Raw genomic sequence first — 19,274 nt, forward strand, 5'->3', positions numbered from 1 at the left:
CGGGGCCCACTCTGCGCCCCCAACCCCCCCCCCCCCCCCCCACCCCGGCCCCCCCCGCCCCCCCCAACCCCCCCCCACCCCCCCCCCCCACCCCCCCCACCCCCCCCCCCCCCCCCCCCCCCCCGGGGGGGGGGCCCCCCGCCGTCGTTGGTTCCGACGTTGATAAAGCAACGCGGGGTCACTTAGGGCCCATAATGCAGGCCGAAATGGGCCCTAAGTGACCCCGCGTTGTTGTTAGGAAGCGTTGTACCCGTACGGGTTGTTTTTCTGCCAGCGCCAGTGGTCCTCGCACATCTGGTCCACGGTTTTGGTGGTGGACCAGCCGAGATCTGCCAGGGCCGAAGACGCGTCTGCCCAGAATGCAGGGAGGTCGCCCGCGCGGCGGCCGGTGATCTCGTAGGGGAGTTCGTGGCCTACAGCTTTTTCGAACGAGCGCAGAACCTCAAGTACGGACGAACCCTTGCCCGAGCCAAGGTTCCAGCGGCGGACGCCGGGGCGTTCGGCAATGTAGTTCAGAGCCGCCACGTGGCCTTCGGCGAGGTCCACCACGTGGATGTAGTCGCGCTGGCAGGTTCCGTCAGGGGTGTCGTAGTCGCCGCCGAAGACCATGAGCTTCTCACGGCGTCCCACGGCCACCTGTGCGATGAACGGGACGAGGTTGTTCGGTATGCCCTGCGGGTCCTCGCCGATCCGTCCGGACGGGTGTGCCCCCACCGGGTTGAAGTAGCGCAGCAGTGCGATATGCCAGCGGTCGTCCGCGTTGCCCAGGTCCGAGAGGATGTCCTCGATCTGTTCCTTGGTGCGTCCATACGGGTTGTTGGCGCCGATTTCCATCTTTTCGATGTAGGGGATCGGGTTGTGCTCGCCGTACACGGTGGCGGAGGAGCTGAAGACGATCGAGCGTACGTCGTGCTTGTCCATGGCCCGGAGCAGGTTCAGTGTGCCCACAATGTTGTTGTAGTAGTAGGCCAGGGGTTCCTGAACGGACTCGCCGACTGCCTTGAGCCCGGCGAAGTGGATCACGGCGTCAATCTTGTGCTGGTCGAAGACGGACTCGACGGCGGGCTCGTCCACCAGATCCACGTTGTGGAAGGCAGCTGCCTTGCCGGTAAGCTCCGAGACTCTGCGCAGGGACTCTTCGCTGGAGTTCACGAGGTTATCGAGCACGACGACGTCGTGGCCGGCTTCCTGAAGGGACAGAACGGTGTGCGAACCGATATAGCCGGTGCCACCCGTGACAAGGATTTTCATGATGTCTACGCTATCGGAAATCGGAGCCACGCCGCGCAGTGTTGAGCGAGGTTGAAGCACGTTCGTGCTAAAAAATACTGGTGCCCAAAATTGTTGATGCCGAAGCCCGGCGCCAGGACGTAGTAGACGCTGTATTCCGGATCATTGCAAGCGACGGCTTGGAACGGGCATCCCTTCGGGAGGTGGCCGATGAAGCGGGCTTGGCTGTAGGGTCGGTGCGCCACTACTTCGCCAGCAGCGACGAACTTTTGGTCTTCTCATTTGCCACAGTCATCAACCGGATTGTTGGGCGGCTCGAAGCCAGCCTTGTCAATGTCGAAAAAGAGGTATCGGGCACCCCGGAACAGCTCTCGGCCGTCTTGAACCTTTTGGGTCAAGTCCTGCCCCTGGACGAAGAGCTTGCGGTGGACGCCTGTGTCTGGATGGCATTCCGCCACGCTGCCAGAATCAAGCCCGTGCTGGCCGCCGAGGCCGAGCGCAGCCACCGCGCGGTGGCCGCCGTCGTCGGGCGTCTGATCATGCTCCTGAGCCCCGGTGAAGACGCTGTGCAGCAGATCTTGGTCACAGAGGCGGAACGGCTCCTTGCCACCATGGACGGGCTCTGCATGCACGCCCTGCTTCAACCGGAGTGGATGACCGCCCAGGTATGCAGCGATGTCCTCACGGCCCATTTGGCGGCATTCAGCGGGCTTTCAGCTTCCCGTTAACCTCTGGGCCCAACGGGAATAGACTGGGTGATGTCGGAGTCCTGCCAAGGGAAGGCGATCGGATGCATGAGTCAGGCGGCCCGGGATGGCGCATCACCATGGATACTTCCGGGCCGATGCTCATCGCCCTGTACTTGCGGGACGTAGCCGGACTGGACGGCGCGGGCAGGCCGTTGTTGTCGCATGCTGCCCCCAAAGTCCGGCACGCTGACCACACCCACCTCACCGCTGAGGTGGGTGGGGTCCATGCTTTGAAGACGGAATGGGAAGCCTGGTGGGACAAGCTCCTCAAGTCCTATCCCAAACCTGCACTCGAGTTGGCGCCGCCGAGCTTCCATGCGTTTGGAAACTCTCCTGCGCTGCAACGAGTCCTGCAGGCACACTTTGGAGCCGCACTGGGCTGGGCTGAAGACCGCATCGAGGAGTACTCCAAAATCGAAGCCATCCGCGAGACCAACGGGATGACGCAGGTGCTGAACGAAATGGTGGAGGACCGGCTCCTTGAAGTGGGCCGTAGTTCCAGGGACTTCGATCTCACCATCATTGAGCTGCCCCTGAACGAGCCGCGCGCATGGTACTTGGAACCCAGCACCATGATCATGAGCCACAAACTGCTGTCCGAACCCGAAATGTTCCGCAGCTACGTCCAGCCCGTGGTGGAGATCCTCGCGTGATGGAGTTCTTGTAGAGCTAACGCCGTTTAGGCTCCAGCGGCGTCTTTGAGGGCAGGAGCTGTACAAAAAAACTCAGGTCGCTGGCGCGGAAACTGTGATGGTCACCGTTTCTGCCGGGGCAGCTGAGGCCTCCCAGCCGTTCCGTTTCTCGCGGTTCCATGTCTGCCCGCCCACGTCCACCTGTGTGATGGACAAAGCCTTGGCGTTGGCTACGGCCCAGTGGGCGACCGCCCAGGCTTGCGTGCCTGTCACGTCCAATTGGACCGAACGGCCTTGGACTGTCGCCGGCAGGGGGCCGAATGCTGTCGCAATTCCTGTCGTGACATCACTGGGGTCCCCGGCAGCTTCCGGCATGCGCAGGGTGCAATCCAGTGACGACTCCGAGTGCCCGGTGAGGGCCGAAGCGAAGGCGCGACCCATGCCTTCGTGCTGCGCATAGGCCCGGGGGAAGGCCGACCGCTGGACCGTCTGGGCGGCTTGCGTGATTTCCATCGTCTCGTATCCCGGCACTTTGATGAGTCCGTCGTAGAAGGCATTCGCGGCGTAGACGGGGTCCATGACCTGTGCCTCCGTGCCCCAGCCTTGCGAGGGCCGCTGTTGGAAGAGGCCGCGTGAGTCCGGTCCGGCCTGGTCGCCGTAGTTGATGTTTCGCAGCCGGGATTCCTGCATGGCCGTGGCAAGCGCGATGCTCGCAGCACGCGGCGGCAGGCCGCGTTGCACGGCGATCGCTGTGATCAGAGAAGCGTTGGCCGCCTGGTCTGTGGCCAGTTCGAAGCTCTCAGAACCGACGACGGCGACGCAGCGCTCCGTGACGAGGGTCTCGGAGCGCTGCAGCACAGCAACTATTGCGTAGATGGCGCCGGCCACGAGCGCCAGGGCCAGCACCGCAACGATGGCGCGGCGGAACCGGCGCATTGCTTCTCTCCTGCTAGTTGGCGTGAAGTGCCTCGTTCAGCTCAACTGTCTGGCCCTTACGTGCCAGGACCTCAACGCCGCCCGTGGTGGAGTTGCGGCGGAAAAGCAGGTTGGGGACACCCGAGAGCTCCACGGCCTTGATGATCTTGCTGGTGTCCTCGCCGTTTTCGTCCTTCGGACCGGAAATGCGTACACGGGTACCGGCGGTCACGTAGAGGCCGGCTTCGACGACGGAATCGTCACCGATGCTGATACCCACGCCCGAGTTGGCGCCCAGGAGCACGCGCTCACCCAAGGCAATCTTTTCCTTGCCGCCGCCCGATAGCGTGCCCATGATGGAGGCTCCACCGCCCACGTCCGTGCCGTCGCCGGCCACAACGCCAGCGGAGATGCGGCCCTCGACCATGGACGTGCCAAGGGTGCCGGCGTTGAAGTTCACGAAGCCTTCGTGCATCACGGTGGTGCCTTCGGCGAGGTGGGCACCAAGGCGAACGCGGTCGGCGTCGGCAATGCGGACACCGGTGGGAACCACGTAGTCCACCATGCGCGGGAACTTGTCCACGCCGTAAACCACAACAGCGCCGCGCTTGCGCAGGCGCGCGCGGGTCAGTTCGAACCCTTCGACGGCGGCCGGGCCGAAGTTGGTCCACACGACGTTCGGGAGCTTGCCGAAAACGCCGTCCAAGTTGATGCTGTTCGGCTTGACCAAGCGGTGCGACAGCAGGTGGAGGCGAAGGTAAGCGTCAGCGGTATCTGCAGGGGGGGCGTCGAGGTCGATCTGGGCGAAGACTACCTTCTGTTCGGTGCCGCGGTCGGCGTCGGCGCCTTCGGCTGCGAGGGCGGTCAGCGAGGGGTCGGCGTTCTCGACGTCGCGCAGGGTCTCGGCTGCAACGCCGAGGGCCGGTGCCGGGTACCAGACATCCAGTACTGTTGCTTCCCCGGAGGCCGAGGTGGCAATGGTGGCGAGGCCAAATCCGTAGGCGGAACGGTTGTTTGCGGGCACAGCAGAGGAAGCAGTTTCAGTCATGGCCCCAGTGTATCCAGCACGCCCAGATCGGCTGAAACCCGTCTCATCCGCTACAGGTCGCATTTGTGGTGGTTCCTGAGTGCCTGAAGCACCAACAATGCCCCTTAAAGTGGAGGTGTGACCCTAAACCCCGCCTTCGCCCTTCTTGACCTGCGCCAGGACGTCGCCGTTCTGACAGCCGCGTTGATCGACGTCAACAGCGTCTCCGGCAACGAGACCGAACTTGCCGACGCCGTTGAATTCGCCTTGCGCGCGATTCCCGAGTACTCGGTGGTTCGTGACGGTGATGCGATCATCGCCCGCACCGAACTTGGACGCGCCGAGCGGGTCATACTGGCCGGGCACTTGGACACTGTTCCGCTGCCCACGGTGGATGGTTCATTGGGCACGGTTCCCGCCACGTGGGAGTCCGGTATCCCAGGCGAGGGCGTGCTGTACGGCCGCGGGACCACGGACATGAAGGGTGGTGTCGCTGTGCAGCTCGCACTTGCGGCAACATTGTTCGACGGCGGTCGGCAACCGGACAAGGATGTCACCTTTGTCTTTTACGACCATGAGGAAGTGGAAGCCGTGAAGAGTGGCCTCGGCAGGTTGGTCCGCAACCACGGGGACCTGCTGAACGGCGATTTCGCCATTCTGCTGGAACCGACGCACGGCACCGTTGAGGGTGGCTGCAACGGCACCAGCCGCTTCGAGGCCACCACCATCGGCGAAACGGCCCACTCTGCGCGTGCATGGATGGGCAGCAACGCCATTCATGCTGCGGCACCCATCCTGGCGCGCCTGGCAGCATACGAGCCACGCACCATCAATGTGGACGGACTCGATTACCGCGAAAGCCTCAATGCGGTGAAGATCAACGGCGGCACAGCCGGAAATGTCATTCCGGACCGGTGCGTGGTGGAGATTAACTACCGCTTTGCTCCGGACAAGACCCCCGATCAGGCCGAGGCCCATGTACGGGAACTGCTGGAAGGCTTCGACGTCGTCCGAACGGATGCTGCCGCCGGCGCGCGGCCCGGACTGAACCACCCTGCCGCGGCGTCCTTCGTTGCCGCGGTCGGTGCTGAGCCCAAACCCAAATACGGATGGACCGACGTCGCGCGCTTCAGCGAGCTGGGCATCCCGGCAGTGAACTTCGGGCCCGGTGATCCACTGCTGGCACACAAGGACAACGAACACGTCGACGCCGATGCCATCCGTGAGTGCCTCCGTGCACTCAGGACGTGGCTGGCCGGCTAAGAACCACGGTCAGACAAGGAAGGTCCGCGCCAGGTGGCTGCGGACCTTCCTTGTATGAAGCTGGTGCTGGGCGGCAGACCCCTTATTTAGGCCCGCCGGCGTCGACCTGGAGGTCAACTGTCTTGATGGCGGAAGCGACTCCACCGGCAGCCTTCTTGGACCCGCGGCGTTCGATCCAGATCGCCAGACGCGACACGGAGAGGTTGATGAGGATGTAGATCGCGGCACCGACGAAGAAGGCCGAGAACAACAGGCTTGGCTCGAGGTCCGAAATGAGCTTGACCTTCCGCAGCAATTCCTCGTACGCCACGATGTAGCCCAGTGAAGTGTCCTTGAGGAGGACCACGAGCTGTGCAATGAGCGACGGGAGCATGCGCCGGATTGCCTGCGGGAACTCGATGCTCATCCGCGACTGGAAGCTGCGCAGGCCGATAGCCAAGCCGGCCTCGCGCTGTCCCTTCGGCAGTGACTGGATGCCGGCGCGCAGGATTTCCGCGAAGATCGCTGCGTTGTACAGGACAAGGCCGCTGACAACAGCCACGAAGGGGCTGGTGGCAAACACCAGGAGCACGAACAGGATCATGAGGACCACGGGCATGCCGCGGAGGAACTCAAGCACCACCTGGGTGGGAACCCGGACCCAGGAAATCAGCGAGATACGGAGCAGGCACAAGGCGACGCCCAACGGGAACGCAATTACTGCGGCCACACCAGCAGCCTGCAGCGTGGCGAGCACGCCCAAACCGAGTTGCGTCCACACGTCCTTGGCTGACTCGTTGACGAACACTTCCCATCGGGAAGCGTTGAAAATTCCCTGCGACGACAGGATGACGATGGCTCCCACCACGCCGCCGGCAATGATGATGGAACCGAGCACGGAACCAATGAGCGAAATGCGGCGGGCCTTGGGGCCCGGTACGTCGTACAGAACCGAAGTCATCGGGCGATCGCCACCTTTTTCTCGACAAAGTGGGCCAAGAGGCCGAGGGGCACTGTGATCAGCAGGTAGAAGAACGCCACGCCGATCAGGATCCACATGACGGCGTCACCACGGCTGTTGGACAGCTGGAGGCCATAGCCGAACAGTTCAAGGACGAAGAAGGCACCGGCAACGGACGAGTTCTTGACCAAGGCGATCATGATGTTGATCAGTGGCGGCACAACGGTACGGACTGCTTGTGGCAGGACGATGAATCCGAGCACCTGGGTGAACGTCATGCCGATGCTGCGGGCAGCTTCGGCCTGTCCGACGGGAACGCTGTTCACGCCTGATCGCACGGCTTCGGCGACGAAAGCGGCTGTGTAGCTGCTGAGCGCAATGATGGCGGCGACTTCGAATTGCTCGAACTTAACGCCCAAGCGGGGGAGAACGATTGCTGAGAAAAAGAAAATGATGGTGAGCGGGGTGTTTCTGGCGACTTCAACGTAGAACGTGCTGAAGCCTCGCAAGGCTGCCACCGGCGAGACGCGCATGGCTGCCAGCAGAGTACCGACGGCGAGTGCAATCACCCCGGATACGACGGCGAGAAACAGGGTTCGGAGAAATCCGTCCCAGTATTGGGGGAGGCTTTCGAAGATGGCGTCCATGGCTTCCTTCGGCTGCGGCGGAAAGGGATTGAATCCTAAGGTCGGTGGCCGCCGCCCTCCCCGTGAAGAGGGCGACAGCCACCGGATTCCGGCTAGTAGCGGTCGATGGTGGGGAGCTCGGGAACGGTCTTGATGACCTTGCCCGCAGTGGCTTCCCAAGCCTTCTTGTAGGTGTCGTCCTTTGCGAAAGCTTCCAGCTGGTCGTTGATCCACGTGCGGAACGCGGTGTCGTCCTTCTTCAGGCCGATGCCGTAGGGCTCCTTGGTGAACGTCTCCTCAGAAGCCAGCTTGAAGGCCTCAGGTTCCTTGTCCACGTAACCGGCGAGGATCACGTTGTCAGTGGTAACGGCCACAACCTGCTTGTTGCGCAGCGGCTCGAGGCAAGCGGTGTAGTTGGCCGCAGGAACGAGTTCAGCGCCGTACTTGTCAACGATGGTCTTCGCCGGGGTGGAACCTGTCACCGAGCAAACCTTCTTGCCCTTGACGTCCTCTGGCTTGGTGATGGAGTTGTCGTCCTTGTTCACCAGCAGCGCCTGGCCGGCTTCGTAGTACGGGCCTGCGAAGGAGACCTTTTCCTTGCGGGCGGCGTTGATGGTGTAGGTGGCGATGACGATGTCAACGCGGCCCTGCTCAATGAACGGTTCACGGTTGGCGGAAACTGTCTCCACCCATTCGATCTTGTCTGGGGCGATGCCGAGCTGCGCAGCGATTGCCTTGCCGATTTCGACGTCGAAGCCGACAGGCTTGCCGTCCAGGCCCTTCTGGCCGAACAGAGGCTGGTCGAACTTGGTACCGATGGTGATCTTGCCGGCCTTGTTAAGCTTTTCCATCGTGGTGCCGGCAGCAAAGCTCGCCGAGGCAACGGGGGCAGGCGTCGAGCCGCTTCCGCCGCCGCAAGCGCTCAGCGAAAGAGCCAGCACGGCCGATGCGGCAACCAGGAGTGACTTCCTCCGGGTAATAAGAGACTTCATGACGTTCCTTTCATTGGATGGCCGCCTTACGGCCGGGGTGCGGGCTGTAAGGAGCTAGTGGGTCAAGAGCTTGGACAGGAAATCCTTGGCGCGGTTGCTCTTCGGATTCGTGAAGAATTCTTCGGGAGAGGCGTCCTCCACGATCTGGCCGTCGGCCATGAACACCACGCGGTCTGCTGCCTTGCGGGCGAAGCCCATCTCGTGGGTGACCACGATCATGGTCATGCCCTCCTTGGCCAGTTGGATCATGACGTCGAGGACCTCATTGATCATTTCGGGGTCCAAAGCCGAGGTGGGCTCGTCGAACAGCATGACCTTGGGCTTCATGGCAAGCGCTCGGGCAATGGCCACACGCTGCTGCTGGCCACCGGACAATTGGGCCGGTAGCTTGGGCGCCTGGTGGCCCACGCCCACACGTTCCAGAAGTGCCATGGCCTCCCGCTCCGCGGTGCCCTTGGCAACACCCTTCACCTTGATCGGTCCCAACGTGACGTTCTCAAGGATCGTCTTGTGGGCGAAGAGGTTGAAGGATTGAAATACCATTCCGACGTCGGCCCGTAGGTGGGCGAGGTCCTTGCCTTCTTCGGGAAGCTTCTTCCCATCGATCGCGATATCGCCGTCGTCGATCGTTTCCAAACGGTTGATGGCACGGCACAACGTGGACTTACCAGAGCCGGACGGCCCGATGACCACGACGACTTCACCCTTCCGAACCTGAAGGTTGATGTCCTTGAGGACGTGCAATTGACCGTAGTGTTTGTTGACGCTGTTCAGGGAGACGAGCGCATCGCCGGACACTTGAGTAGTCATAGGACGAATCTAGCGAACAAAGCGGCGAATATGACCACGGTCACGCCAACTTCCTCCAGATCGTGACTGAACAGAAACCTGCTCTCCAGCCAGATACCAGACTGCAATGCAACACCCGGCCAACTGGCGCCGAAGGCGCATTTACCGCGCTAGCCTTGGGCCATGAGCATCAGCCAGCACCCAGTTCCCAACCCAGATGCCAATGGCCGCGCCGCAGGCACTACTGCGCCGCTTCCTTCCGCCATTGCGCCAGCCAAGCACAAGGGGCCTCTGGAGCTTCGGCGCAAACAGGCCGATGCGGGAATGTCCGATCAACATTTGCTCGATTCGCGCGGTGCCGGCCAATTCATCCATACCGACCCCTGGCGTGTCCTGAGGATCCAGAGTGAATTCGTTGAGGGCTTTGGAGCCTTGGCAGATCTTGGCCCCGCAGTGAGCGTTTTCGGTTCTGCACGCACCAAGCCCGGCACTGAGTATTACGAGATGGCCGTCGAAGTGGGACGCAAGTTGGCCGAAGCCGGCGTCGCCGTGATCACCGGCGGCGGCCCCGGATCCATGGAAGCAGCCAACAAAGGAGCGGTGGAGGGCAACGGCGTCTCCGTCGGACTCGGTATCGAGTTGCCTTTCGAGCAGGGCCTCAACCAGTGGGTGGACCTGGGCATCAACTTCCGGTACTTCTTTGCCCGCAAAACCATGTTCGTCAAGTATGCGCAGGGCTTCGTGGTGTTGCCTGGCGGGCTCGGAACCCTCGATGAACTGTTCGAAGCCATGGTTCTGGTGCAGACGCGCAAGGTGACGTCGTTCCCGATTGTGCTGCTGGGCGTCCGCTTCTGGGGCCCCATGATCGAGTGGATCCGGGACACTCTGGTGGGCGAGGGCATGGTGTCGGAAAAGGACCTGGACCTGATCCAGTTGGCAGACGATCCCGCGGACGCTGTACATCGCGTGCTGCATGGGAGTCCGCTGCCGGCAGGCACCAACGGAAACCAGCGCCCGGAATAGGCTCCTCTTTCTGGCACGATGGTGGCTGTGAGCTTTTTCCTGGTGTTTCTCGCGATTGTCCTTATTGGCGCCGCATTGTTTCTCGGAGCTGGAATCGTCCGGGGGCGTTCGATGGGAGCGGGGTTTGACGATCCCGTGCCCAACCTGCCACCGGTATTGCTGCCGTCAGAGGCCAAGGCTTCCGACGTCGATGGCGTGCGCTTTGCGCTGGGGCTGCGGGGGTACCGGATGGACCAGGTGGACCAAGTCCTCGATGAGCTTCGCGATCAGCTGGCTGCCAAGGACCGGGAGATCCGGCGGCTGACTGCCTTGACCCAGGCACGGGTGGAGGATGGCGGGTCCAGCCGGGCCACACCGTGACCTCCCCTGCGCCTTCCCGGGACACGGGGGCCGGACCTGCTGTCCACCTTGCGCGAGGCTTGGCCGCCGCGGCGAAACGGATAGCGGGATGGCCATGGTGGCTGCAAGTGGCTCTGGTCTTCGTTGCAGCGCGCTTGGTCAGTGCCGCCATCTTCATGGCAGCAGCAATCCACCAAGGTGCGAATCCGTGGTTCCCGCCGGCACCTGACTACTGGAATTTCATCACCATCTGGGATGGCCGCTGGTATACGGAAGCGGCGGACAACGGCTACCCGTCAGAATTGCCCGTAGACCAGAACGGGGTGGTCAAGGAAAACGCCTGGGCTTTCTATGCGTTGTTTCCTTTCCTCGCACGAGGACTGAGCGCGATCACTGGACTCGGAACGCTGCAGGCACTGACGGCGATCGCGATGGTGGCCGGCCTGGGGGCAGCCCTGGTGATCTTCAGGTTGTTCGGTGAGTTTGCCGGCAGGCGTACGGCCATGTGGGGAGTGGTTTTTGTGTCCACTTTCCCGGTTTCTCCGATCCTGCAGGTACCGTACGCAGAGTCCCTGAACCTCCTGCTCCTGGCAGCGGCGCTGCTGCTGGTGGTCCGGCGTCACTATCTGATGGCCATCCCCGTAGTCCTGTTGATGTGTCTTTCCAGACCTACGGGGGTTCCGTTCGCAGCAATGCTGGGCCTGCTGTTCCTGCGGCGGCTATGGCTGCGTTTCCGTCCACCCCCTGGCAGTCCAACAAGTCCGGGAACGTCAGCCCGTGAGCTTGTGGCCCTCGCCGTCCTTGGTCTAGTTACCTGCATGGGAGCCCTGGCTTGGCCGACCATCGCTTGGGCCGTCACTGGCGACCCGACCGCGTACACGCGGACGGAAACCGCATGGCGCGGCCACGACCTGGTGCCGTTCAAACCCTGGTTCGATACCGGAAGGATGCTGTTCGGCCCCGTTCTGGGTGTACTGGCGCCCTTCGTCTTCGCCGGGTTGTTCGTCCTGCTGATGACGTCCAAGCCGGTCAGGGCTCTTGGCACCGAGCTGCGGCTGTGGTGTGCGAGCTACATGGGGTATCTGCTGCTGTTCCTGCATCCCCAGACCAGCACATTCCGGATGCTCCTGCCGCTGTTCCCCTTGGCGCTCGGCGCAGCGCTGTTGTCGAGGTCGAAGGCATACCGGGGGACCGTCGTGGTGATGTTCGTCCTGCTTCAAATCGTCTGGGTCGTGTGGCTGTGGGCGTGGGCGCAGTTGCCCGGAGGTGGCGACTACCCGCCCTGACAAGGCGCTTTGTCCCGGATCGGCAATTTGTACAAAGCCCGCACAATTAGTCCATTGATTCGCTACGGACGGGTAAGTACGGGATAATGAACTACGAGCAAGGACAAAGCACTCAAACGGTGCCCGGCCAAGGCGGCCTCCCAAGCGTTGCCGCCGGCTGCAATTGCGACGCGGATCCAGCCCGGCCGGGTTGGGCGTGACCTGGGACAAATGGAGGGGATTTTCCTAATGGCGGCTATGAAACCACGTACTGGCGACGGCCCTATGGAAGTAACCAAAGAGGGACGCAGCCTGATTATGCGTGTGCCGCTCGAAGGCGGAGGACGACTTGTGGTCGAGCTCAACGCCGCGGAAGCGGAGAACCTCAAGGAATGCCTGGTTGGCGTTACTGAATAGATTCGCAGTTACGGATTCACAAAGCAGGGCCCGGCGGGAGCCGGGGCCCTGCTTTTTTGTTGATGCCGAACGGAAATCGGAGTGGCTATTTCTTGACGGCGACCAACAGGCCGTCGCCGGTGGGAAGCATCGCGGATGCCAGGCGTTCGTCGTCGCGGATGGCCTTGCCAACGTGGCGCAGCACCACGGTGGTGGTATCCCGTGCCGCCGGGTTGGCTACCCGGTCCTTGTCCAGTGCGTCATTGATGACCAGGGTGCCGCCCGACTTCAGCAACCGGACGGCCTGCTCCACGTAGCTCGGAAAGTTGGGCTTGTCCGCGTCAATGAAGACGAGGTCGTACGCGGCGTCAGTCAGGCGGGGCAGCACATCCGCAGCCCTGCCCGAAATGGTGCGCGTCCGGTTGGCGGGGCTCCCGGATTCAAGGAATGCCTCGCGCGCGGCTTTGAGGTGTTCGACGTCGACGTCGATGGTGGTCAGGACGGCCTGTGGGCCGAGGCCGCGCAGAAGGCAGACGCCGGACACGCCGGCACCGGATCCCACCTCAACTACGGTCTGGGCTTTCGAGGCCGCTGCGAGCACCGTGAGCACGGCCCCAACGCCTGGGCTGATGGGAGTAACACCGAGTTCGAAGGACCTCTCCCGGGCGCGCAACAAGACGTCATCCTCAGCAGGCAGATCTTCTGCATAGGACCAGCTGGTTGACTTGTCGGCACTCATGAAGGTTCGCTTTCCGCGCGTAGGGGGTGTTTGTACCAGAGTACTGTGTTCTGCCCGGCAAACCCGGTGTTCGTTGCCGCCCCGTGGCTGTGTCCGGCGTCGTATTTCGCCTTGCGTGGAAATCGTGCTTCGGTCAGGTAATTCCCAGACAAGCTTGGGATGATATTGGTCCGGCCATCCACGTGGTGGGCGGCACCGAACCAGTTGCGGTGAACCACAGTTTGAGGGGAGTGGACGATGCCGGCATCGCATGCTGCGCCAGTCCAAACATCGGAAAGCCTTGAGGCCGTATCTGACTGGGTCATGCCCAGTTGGGAGGAAGTGGTGGCGAACCACTCCGCAAAGGTGTATCGCCTTGCCTATCGCCTCACCGGCAACAAGTTCGACGCCGAAGACCTCACGCAGGAGGTCTTCGTCAGGGTGTTCCGTTCGCTGGAGAACTTCAAGCCCGGAACCCTGGACGGCTGGCTGCACAGGATCACCACCAACTTGTTCCTTGACCAAGCCCGGCGCAAGAGCCGCATCCGCTTTGACGCGTTGGCAGAGGATGCAGAGTCCCGCCTGCCTGGCAAGGAGCCCGGCCCTGAGCAGAGCTTCGAGCACAACAACCTGGATCTCGACGTCCAGCGCGCACTGGAAGAACTGCCCCCCGACTTCCGTGCCGCCGTCGTGCTCTGCGACCTTGAGGGTCTTTCGTACGACGAAGTGGCCGAGGCGCTCGGCGTGAAGCTGGGGACCGTCAGGTCCCGTATCCACCGTGGCCGCACCATGCTGCGCGAGAAACTCGCCCACCGCGATCCACGCCCGGTCGAGGCACGCAAGCCGCGTCTGAAGATGCCACGCATCGCAAGTCTCCATTAGGCCGTCAATGGCTCCACGCAAACTGGGACCGGGCGTGTTTTCCCGGCGCAAACTGGCTGCCCTGCGCCACACGCGAAGCCCTGAACATTTAGAGTCGTGCGAGCAGTGCAAGTCCGCGCTGCACCGTGAGCGGCAGTATCTCGAACGTCTCCGTGGCGCGTCCGTGCCCGAGGCCAGCCAGGATCTGGCCGCCCGCCTGATTCAGCACACTGAAAGACTCGCTCAAGAGCCGGACTTCCTGGCTGTGCCTGGCACCTCACGCCCGGGAACGTGGCGTGGCCTCCGCATGGCGGGGGTCGCAGCTGGCGGCTTGGCCGTCAGCGCCGGCGTACTTGCCGTAGCCGCCTACGCCGTCGGGGGCGAACCCGTGCCGGAGGCGCGGCTTGCCGGGAACAACGACGTGGGATTGCTATCCGGGGCTCTGACCAGCGGCCACTCGGACGGCGCAGCGATGCCCGCGTTCACGGCCGGGAGTACGGTCAGTCTCAGTTCAGATCAGTTGGACATGCTCCGCGACGACGGCTGGGCCTGCCCGGAACTCTCAGCGATGGGCTTCCGGGTGGTTTCGGCTCAGGCCACCATGCACAACGGCCACCCGGCCGTGGAGCTCCGGCTGGAAAGCAATGGCCACTACGCCACGGTAGTGGAGGAGCACCTGAAAGCGACCGATCTGCCTGCAGCCTCAGCTTCCACGTCCGCGCAGCTTTCCATCACCCAGGGAACGCCGTGGGAAGCCGTCTATCGAACATCGGCAACAGTCCTCAGTTACACCTCTGACCTGCCAGCGGACAAGGCGGACGACGCCGTCCCTGAACTCGTCCGGGCAGGGGAATCCATGCTTGTTCCACAGATCGCGCAAGACTCCGAGGCATGGTCCGACAGGCTCGTTCGCGGGCTCCGGACCTTGCTCCGCCCCGCCGGTTTATGAGCGGCACCACAGACAAGGTAATCTTCGTAGCGTGTTTGGAATCAACGGCCCGGAGTTCATACTCCTTCTGATTATCGGCGTACTCGTCATCGGTCCCAGCCGTTTGCCCGAATACACTCAAAAGCTTGCGAACCTGGTCAAGGAAGTCCGCCGTATGGCCTCCGGCGCGCGCGAGCAGATCAAAGAAGAAGTCGGCATCGACATCGATGAAGTCGACTGGAAGAAATATGACCCCCGGCAGTATGACCCGCGCCGCATCATCAAGGATGCTTTGCTGGACGATGACTCCAAGCCGGTCAGCGCTGGAGCGCCCGCTGCCGCGGCTGCTGCCGCCGTGGAAGTATCCACGCCCAAAGCCCCGGTCCGGACCATCGAACGACTTGCCGACGGCGAAGCCGCGCCTTTCGATTCCGAAGCCACGTAGCCACGTAGCCACGTAGCCACCTGGCAACGTAGCCGTCTGGAGCCAGCCGGCAGGCCTTTCTGCCCTGGATGGGCTGAGGTGGAATGGCACCCTTAGCGGGGCTGGATCCCCAAAGGCATGCCGGACAAGCCCCGGGGCCGCGTGGCCAGCTTGCCCGCGATTCCTTCGAGTGCCTGGGCTGCGACGGTGTCGGGTCCGGCCAGCACCACGGGCTTGCCTGCGTCCCCGCCTTCCCTCAACTGGATGTCCAAAGGGATCTGGCCCAGGAGAGGTACGTCGCTGCCCACGGCGGCGCTGAGTCGCTCTGCCAGGAGGGCGCCTCCTCCGCTTCCGAACAGTTCCATGCGGCCGCCGTCGGGCATTTCCAGGAAGGACATGTTCTCGATGACGCCCGCCACCTTCTGCCCGGTCTGCGTAGCAATGGTTCCGGCACGCTCCGCGACATCTGCCGCAGCAGCCTGGGGAGTGGTGACCACCAGGATCTCTGCGTTCGGCAAGAGTTGGGCCACGGAAATGGCGATATCGCCAGTGCCCGGCGGGAGGTCCAGGAACAGGGCATCGAGGTCGCCGAAATATACGTCGGTGAGGAACTGTTCCAAGGCCCTGTGCAGCATCGGCCCGCGCCAAGCCACAGGCTGGTTGCCGGCAACGAACATGCCGATGGAGATCACTTTCACCCCGTAGGCCACGGGCGGCAGGATCATGTCGTCAACCTGGGTTGGTTTTTGCGTAATGCCCATGAGGGCGGGCACAGAGAAGCCATGGACGTCGGCGTCAACAATGCCGACGCGAAGCCCCTGGGCTGCCAATGCACAGGCCAGGTTGACCGTGACGGAGGACTTGCCTACACCTCCCTTACCACTGGCCACCGCGTACACCTTGGTCAATGAACCGGGCTTGGTGAACGGAATGCCGCGCTGCCCGCCCGGTCCGCGCAATTGTTCTTTCAAGGCCTCGCGTTGGGCCTGGGTCATGACCTTGAGCTCGACGTCGACGCCCGTCACTCCGGAGACCCTGGAGAGGGCGTTGGTGGCGTCCTCCGTGATGGTTTCCCGGAGAGGGCATCCGGCGATGGTCAGCAGGACGGCAAGGTGAACGGTGCCGTCGGCTGAGGCAGAGACAGAGTCCACCATGCCGAGTTCGGTGATGGGGCGGCGGAGTTCGGGATCAATGACGGTAGCCAAGGCAGCCTGGAGCGCCTCGGCAGAAGGGGTGCTCATACGGTCAGGCTCGGCTTTCCGGCTTCTCGGTAGCGGGGGGACTTGCGGAGGAGTGTTGCGGCCCGGACTGCTGCGGACGGATCTTGGGGATCTGCTGTGTCCGCGGGCCGCGGGATTTGTCACGCTTTTCCTTCAGCTTTTCCTTGACCTTCTCGCGTGGCGATTCGCTGCTTTCGGTCCCGGTGTCGGCCTCGCGGAGTTCTTCCTGGGCTTCGAGCATGTCTTCCAACAGGCTCCGGAGTTCTGCGCGGACGTAGTCGCGGGTGGCTACTTCCCGGAGTGCAATCCGCAGAGAGGCAAGTTCACGGGTCAGGTATTCGGTGTCGGAGAGATTCCGTTCTGCCCGCTGGCGGTCCTGCTGAAGCGATACGCGGTCCCGGTCATCTTGGCGGTTTTGCGCGAGCAGCAGCAGGGGAGCCGCGTAGGAGGCCTGGAGTGACAACATCAGGGTCAACAGAGTGAAGCCCAGTTCCACCCGGTCAAACTGCCAGTCCGTGGGCGCGAACGTGTTCCAGGCGAGCCAGAACACGCAGAAGATCGTCATGTAGACCAGGAACGTCGGGGTGCCCATAAAACGGGCGAAGCCCTCGGTCGCGTTGCCGAAAGCGTCCGGATCCGGTGAGAACTTCGGAAGAATGCGTTTGCGCCCGCTCAGGGGCGTATCCAGGCCGGCGAATGCGCTGCTTGCACGTCCCGAGGACTTGGAGGATCGTGAGGCGTTGTTATCAGCCAATGCGGCCTCCAAGTTTCCTTATAGGGGCGTCGTCCTCGTGGGCGCGCCAGTCATCGGGCAACAGGTGATCCAGCACGTCATCAACAGTCACCGCCCCCACAAGACGGCCGTCGTCGTCGACGACGGGAAGCGAGTTGAGGTTGTACGTGGCCAGGGTCCGGGCTACCTCGCTGATGTGGGCCTGATCCGAGAGGGGTTCCAGGTTCTTGTCCACGAGGTTGCCCAGGGGTTCCGGCGGTGGGAAGCGCAAGAGCTGCTGTATGTGGACGACGCCAAGGAAACGCCCCGTGGGCGTCTCCAAGGGCGGACGTGCAATGAAAATGGAGGATGCCAACGCGGGCGACAGTTCCTCGCGGCGCACATGGGCCAAGGCTTCAGCCACTGTGGCTTCCGGCGGGAGGATCACCGGCACCGGAGTCATCAGGCCACCGGCGGTGTCTTCGTCGTATTCCAGGAGGCGGCGGACATCTTCGGCTTCCTGGGGCTCCATCAACTGCAGCAGTTCTTCAGCTTGGGCCGTGGGGAGTTCGGCCAGGAGGTCCGCGGCGTCGTCCGGGTCCATCTCTTCAAGAACATCCGCGGCACGCTCAACATCCAAGGCGGACAGGATTTCCACCTGGTCGTCTTCGGGGAGTTCCTGCAGAACGTCTGCAAGACGCTCATCCTGCAGTTCGCTGGCCACTTCGAAGCGGCGCTTGTCGCTCATCTCCTGGAGGGCCTCGGCGAAGTCGGCAGGCTTGAGGTCTTCGTGGGTGGCAACGAACTGCGTGGCCGCCTGGGGCTCGTTGCGAGCCCCGGTCTGGGCATCTGCCCAGTCGATAATCAGGGTTTCATTGCGGCGGAGGCGGCTCAAGGGCGACAAGGAGTGACCGCGGCGGACGAACAACTTGCTGACAAACCAGTCCTTGGAACGGTGCTGGTCCATGGCGATGTCCTCGATCGTGGCGTCGCCGCTGCCATCGGCAAGGGTAACCCGGCGGTCGAACATCTCGGCGACCACCAAGGTCTCAGCACCGCGTTGCTCGAAGCGGCGGAGGTTAACCAAACCTGTGCAGATAATCTGCGTTTGGTCGATGGACGTAATGCGGGTCATGGGAACGAAGACACGCTTCTTGCCAGGCACTTCGACGACGATGCCCACAACGTGGGGTGCCCCGCGCGTCCCGCGGGAGAGCACAACCACATCGCGCAATCGGCCCAGACGATCGCCCAAGGGGTCGAAGACGTCCAGTCCGAGCAAGCGCGCGACAAAGACGCGTGAGGGATGTGTGCTCATGTTTACAGGCTACCGAGTCTGCTCTCTTTTAGCTGAATTCCAGCCTCTTCACATGTCCATGAGACACAATGGGGCTATGTCTAACATTTTTGGTGCTCCCAAGGCCGCTGAGGAATCCCGTAGCGTCCCGCAAGGCGACGTCGTGGGCTCGTACACCTCGTATTTGGATGCCCAGAAGGCGGTGGACTACCTGGCGGACCAGCAGTTCCCGGTCCAGCTCGTTTCGATCGTAGGCAACGACCTCAAGATGGTGGAGCGTGTCACCGGTCGGTTGAGCTACCCGCGCGTGGCCTTGTCCGGGGCCTTGAGCGGCATGTGGTTCGGCCTCTTCGTCGGCGTCATGTTGTCCTTCTTCACTCCCGCCGGCGGGCCCTTCTCGATCATCACCTCGGTGCTCATGGGTGCCGCGTTCTTCATGCTGTTCGGCATCGTCACGTATGCCACGCAGCGCGGCAAGCGCGACTTCACGTCCACCAGCCAAGTGGTGGCCACCAACTATGACGTCATCGTTGCCTTCGAGGCGGCGCACGAGGCACGCAGGCTCCTGCACCAGTTGCCGATGAACCCTTCGGAAGCGGCGACCGGCCAGGCGCGCAACTACAACCCGCAGAATGCGCCGTTCCAGCAGCCAGGACAGGCACCCGAACGCCCGGCCACCTGGAATGACCCCTACGGCCAGCGGGGACCCGAAGCCAGCGAGCCTGGTGCTCCTGCCAGTCAGGCGCCGCAGTACGGCCAGTCTTCTCCGGCCGACCAGCCGGCCCAGAACCCGGCTCCCGCTGCCGTGCGCTACCCGGACCTGCCTGACGGCCGCCCGCAGTACGGCGTGCGCGTCAACGAACCACAGAACGCTCCCCAGCAGGATGGCCAGCAATCCGACGCCGATGGTTCGTCCAAGCAGTAGCGA

General features: G+C 62.9%; 22 protein-coding genes. 11 read left to right on the forward strand and 11 right to left on the reverse strand.

From position 1 onward, the window contains the following. Positions 1-234 precede the first annotated feature (234 nt). Positions 235-1,251 carry a UDP-glucose 4-epimerase GalE gene (galE, locus tag ACIQC5_RS02775; RefSeq protein ID WP_400278236.1) on the reverse strand — a complete coding sequence of 339 codons (1,017 nt, stop codon included), beginning with the start codon at positions 1,249-1,251 and terminating at the stop codon, positions 235-237. Between the two features lie 80 nt (positions 1,252-1,331). Here galE and ACIQC5_RS02780 point away from each other — a divergent pair, with 80 nt between their 5' ends. Both ACIQC5_RS02780 and ACIQC5_RS02785 read left to right on the forward strand, forming a co-directional pair. Beyond that, the gene (locus ACIQC5_RS02780) at positions 1,332-1,958 is read left to right on the forward strand and encodes a TetR/AcrR family transcriptional regulator (RefSeq protein ID WP_400278237.1); all 627 of its coding nucleotides are present in this window, start codon (positions 1,332-1,334) and stop codon (positions 1,956-1,958) included. A gap of 62 nt (positions 1,959-2,020) precedes the next feature. Next, positions 2,021-2,632, forward strand: a complete 612-nt coding sequence (locus ACIQC5_RS02785) for a hypothetical protein (RefSeq protein ID WP_400278239.1) — start codon at positions 2,021-2,023, stop codon at positions 2,630-2,632. Positions 2,633-2,704: 72 nt separating this feature from the next. On the opposite strand, the gene ACIQC5_RS02790 is transcribed toward ACIQC5_RS02785, so the two are convergent. Together ACIQC5_RS02790 and dapD are read right to left on the reverse strand one after the other, a co-directional pair. Then, positions 2,705-3,547: a hypothetical protein gene (locus ACIQC5_RS02790; protein ID WP_400278241.1), complete on the reverse strand. Its 843-nt coding sequence runs from the start codon at positions 3,545-3,547 to the stop codon at positions 2,705-2,707. A gap of 13 nt (positions 3,548-3,560) precedes the next feature. After that, complete coding sequence (gene dapD / locus ACIQC5_RS02795) at positions 3,561-4,574, reverse strand: 2,3,4,5-tetrahydropyridine-2,6-dicarboxylate N-succinyltransferase (protein WP_400278242.1); 1,014 nt, start codon at positions 4,572-4,574, stop codon at positions 3,561-3,563. Between the two features lie 117 nt (positions 4,575-4,691). Between dapD and dapE the strand changes: the two genes are divergently transcribed. Then, on the forward strand, positions 4,692-5,816 hold the full coding sequence (dapE, locus tag ACIQC5_RS02800; protein ID WP_400278243.1) for a succinyl-diaminopimelate desuccinylase: 1,125 nt from the start codon (positions 4,692-4,694) through the stop codon (positions 5,814-5,816). A gap of 82 nt (positions 5,817-5,898) precedes the next feature. On the opposite strand, the gene ACIQC5_RS02805 is transcribed toward dapE, so the two are convergent. From ACIQC5_RS02805 to ACIQC5_RS02820, 4 genes are all read right to left on the reverse strand, one after another. After that, positions 5,899-6,756 (reverse strand): amino acid ABC transporter permease, encoded by an 858-nt coding sequence (locus ACIQC5_RS02805; protein ID WP_400278244.1) that lies wholly within the window; start codon positions 6,754-6,756, stop codon positions 5,899-5,901. Next, positions 6,753-7,403, reverse strand: coding sequence for an amino acid ABC transporter permease (locus tag ACIQC5_RS02810; protein ID WP_400278246.1), 651 nt, complete (start codon positions 7,401-7,403; stop codon positions 6,753-6,755). The genes ACIQC5_RS02805 and ACIQC5_RS02810 overlap by 4 nt, the downstream gene beginning before the upstream one ends. A 92-nt stretch (positions 7,404-7,495) precedes the next feature. Then, positions 7,496-8,374, reverse strand: a complete 879-nt coding sequence (locus ACIQC5_RS02815) for a glutamate ABC transporter substrate-binding protein (protein WP_400278247.1) — start codon at positions 8,372-8,374, stop codon at positions 7,496-7,498. Positions 8,375-8,428: 54 nt separating this feature from the next. Further along, positions 8,429-9,184 (reverse strand): amino acid ABC transporter ATP-binding protein, encoded by a 756-nt coding sequence (locus ACIQC5_RS02820; protein ID WP_400278249.1) that lies wholly within the window; start codon positions 9,182-9,184, stop codon positions 8,429-8,431. A gap of 162 nt (positions 9,185-9,346) precedes the next feature. Here ACIQC5_RS02820 and ACIQC5_RS02825 point away from each other — a divergent pair, with 162 nt between their 5' ends. The 4 genes from ACIQC5_RS02825 (at position 9,347) to ACIQC5_RS02840 (ending at position 12,207) form a co-directional block, all read left to right on the forward strand. Next, entirely contained in the window at positions 9,347-10,186 is an 840-nt protein-coding gene (locus tag ACIQC5_RS02825; RefSeq protein ID WP_400278251.1) for a TIGR00730 family Rossman fold protein, read from the forward strand. A gap of 18 nt (positions 10,187-10,204) precedes the next feature. Next, positions 10,205-10,546 carry a DivIVA domain-containing protein gene (locus ACIQC5_RS02830; RefSeq protein ID WP_400278252.1) on the forward strand — a complete coding sequence of 114 codons (342 nt, stop codon included), beginning with the start codon at positions 10,205-10,207 and terminating at the stop codon, positions 10,544-10,546. Between the two features lie 80 nt (positions 10,547-10,626). Continuing rightward, complete coding sequence (locus ACIQC5_RS02835; RefSeq protein WP_400278686.1) at positions 10,627-11,811, forward strand: hypothetical protein; 1,185 nt, start codon at positions 10,627-10,629, stop codon at positions 11,809-11,811. 228 nt (positions 11,812-12,039) lie between these two features. After that, positions 12,040-12,207 (forward strand): DUF3117 domain-containing protein, encoded by a 168-nt coding sequence (locus ACIQC5_RS02840; RefSeq protein ID WP_064721643.1) that lies wholly within the window; start codon positions 12,040-12,042, stop codon positions 12,205-12,207. 85 nt (positions 12,208-12,292) lie between these two features. Here the strand turns inward: ACIQC5_RS02840 and ACIQC5_RS02845 are convergent, their stop codons facing one another. Continuing rightward, entirely contained in the window at positions 12,293-12,925 is a 633-nt protein-coding gene (locus ACIQC5_RS02845; protein ID WP_400278253.1) for an O-methyltransferase, read from the reverse strand. Positions 12,926-13,162: 237 nt separating this feature from the next. On the opposite strand from ACIQC5_RS02845, the gene sigE reads away from it, so the two are divergent. From sigE to ACIQC5_RS02860, 3 genes are read left to right on the forward strand one after another with little or no spacing between them, the layout of a single operon-like run. Beyond that, positions 13,163-13,786, forward strand: a complete 624-nt coding sequence (gene sigE / locus ACIQC5_RS02850) for an RNA polymerase sigma factor SigE (RefSeq protein WP_400278255.1) — start codon at positions 13,163-13,165, stop codon at positions 13,784-13,786. A 7-nt stretch (positions 13,787-13,793) separates the two neighbouring features. Then, positions 13,794-14,714, forward strand: a complete 921-nt coding sequence (locus ACIQC5_RS02855; protein ID WP_400278256.1) for a hypothetical protein — start codon at positions 13,794-13,796, stop codon at positions 14,712-14,714. 31 nt (positions 14,715-14,745) lie between these two features. After that, complete coding sequence (locus ACIQC5_RS02860) at positions 14,746-15,138, forward strand: Sec-independent protein translocase TatB (RefSeq protein ID WP_400278258.1); 393 nt, start codon at positions 14,746-14,748, stop codon at positions 15,136-15,138. A gap of 92 nt (positions 15,139-15,230) precedes the next feature. On the opposite strand, the gene ACIQC5_RS02865 is transcribed toward ACIQC5_RS02860, so the two are convergent. Genes ACIQC5_RS02865 through ACIQC5_RS02875 form a run of 3 tightly spaced genes read right to left on the reverse strand, consistent with a single transcriptional unit; the run spans position 15,231 to position 18,367 of the window. Then, positions 15,231-16,358 carry an Mrp/NBP35 family ATP-binding protein gene (locus ACIQC5_RS02865; protein WP_400278259.1) on the reverse strand — a complete coding sequence of 376 codons (1,128 nt, stop codon included), beginning with the start codon at positions 16,356-16,358 and terminating at the stop codon, positions 15,231-15,233. 4 nt (positions 16,359-16,362) lie between these two features. After that, on the reverse strand, positions 16,363-17,103 hold the full coding sequence (locus ACIQC5_RS02870) for a DUF1003 domain-containing protein (RefSeq protein WP_400278261.1): 741 nt from the start codon (positions 17,101-17,103) through the stop codon (positions 16,363-16,365). After that, entirely contained in the window at positions 17,084-18,367 is a 1,284-nt protein-coding gene (locus ACIQC5_RS02875) for a magnesium transporter MgtE N-terminal domain-containing protein (RefSeq protein WP_400278263.1), read from the reverse strand. Before ACIQC5_RS02875 ends, ACIQC5_RS02870 begins: the two co-directional genes overlap by 20 nt. A gap of 76 nt (positions 18,368-18,443) precedes the next feature. Between ACIQC5_RS02875 and ACIQC5_RS02880 the strand changes: the two genes are divergently transcribed. Then, positions 18,444-19,271: a general stress protein gene (locus ACIQC5_RS02880; protein WP_400278264.1), complete on the forward strand. Its 828-nt coding sequence runs from the start codon at positions 18,444-18,446 to the stop codon at positions 19,269-19,271. Positions 19,272-19,274 lie beyond the last annotated feature (3 nt).

It is taken from the genome of Paenarthrobacter sp. NPDC092416 (assembly GCF_044755025.1).
In the GTDB taxonomy this organism is placed as follows: Bacteria; Actinomycetota; Actinomycetes; order Actinomycetales; family Micrococcaceae; genus Arthrobacter.

Excerpts from the sequence above, each read along its gene's own strand:
- galE (WP_400278236.1), bottom strand. The coding sequence starts at position 1,251 with ATGAAAATCCTTGTCACGGGTGGCACCGGCTATATCGGTTCGCACACC.
- ACIQC5_RS02785 (WP_400278239.1), top strand. The coding sequence starts at position 2,021 with ATGCATGAGTCAGGCGGCCCGGGATGGCGCATCACCATGGATACTTCC.
- ACIQC5_RS02790 (WP_400278241.1), bottom strand. The coding sequence starts at position 3,547 with ATGCGCCGGTTCCGCCGCGCCATCGTTGCGGTGCTGGCCCTGGCGCTC.
- dapD (WP_400278242.1), bottom strand. The coding sequence starts at position 4,574 with ATGACTGAAACTGCTTCCTCTGCTGTGCCCGCAAACAACCGTTCCGCC.
- ACIQC5_RS02805 (WP_400278244.1), bottom strand. The coding sequence starts at position 6,756 with ATGACTTCGGTTCTGTACGACGTACCGGGCCCCAAGGCCCGCCGCATT.
- ACIQC5_RS02810 (WP_400278246.1), bottom strand. The coding sequence starts at position 7,403 with ATGGACGCCATCTTCGAAAGCCTCCCCCAATACTGGGACGGATTTCTC.
- ACIQC5_RS02815 (WP_400278247.1), bottom strand. The coding sequence starts at position 8,374 with ATGAAGTCTCTTATTACCCGGAGGAAGTCACTCCTGGTTGCCGCATCG.
- ACIQC5_RS02820 (WP_400278249.1), bottom strand. The coding sequence starts at position 9,184 with ATGACTACTCAAGTGTCCGGCGATGCGCTCGTCTCCCTGAACAGCGTC.
- ACIQC5_RS02825 (WP_400278251.1), top strand. The coding sequence starts at position 9,347 with ATGAGCATCAGCCAGCACCCAGTTCCCAACCCAGATGCCAATGGCCGC.
- ACIQC5_RS02830 (WP_400278252.1), top strand. The coding sequence starts at position 10,205 with ATGGTGGCTGTGAGCTTTTTCCTGGTGTTTCTCGCGATTGTCCTTATT.
- ACIQC5_RS02840 (WP_064721643.1), top strand. The coding sequence starts at position 12,040 with ATGGCGGCTATGAAACCACGTACTGGCGACGGCCCTATGGAAGTAACC.
- ACIQC5_RS02845 (WP_400278253.1), bottom strand. The coding sequence starts at position 12,925 with ATGAGTGCCGACAAGTCAACCAGCTGGTCCTATGCAGAAGATCTGCCT.
- sigE (WP_400278255.1), top strand. The coding sequence starts at position 13,163 with ATGCCGGCATCGCATGCTGCGCCAGTCCAAACATCGGAAAGCCTTGAG.
- ACIQC5_RS02855 (WP_400278256.1), top strand. The coding sequence starts at position 13,794 with ATGGCTCCACGCAAACTGGGACCGGGCGTGTTTTCCCGGCGCAAACTG.
- ACIQC5_RS02865 (WP_400278259.1), bottom strand. The coding sequence starts at position 16,358 with ATGAGCACCCCTTCTGCCGAGGCGCTCCAGGCTGCCTTGGCTACCGTC.
- ACIQC5_RS02875 (WP_400278263.1), bottom strand. The coding sequence starts at position 18,367 with ATGAGCACACATCCCTCACGCGTCTTTGTCGCGCGCTTGCTCGGACTG.
- ACIQC5_RS02880 (WP_400278264.1), top strand. The coding sequence starts at position 18,444 with ATGTCTAACATTTTTGGTGCTCCCAAGGCCGCTGAGGAATCCCGTAGC.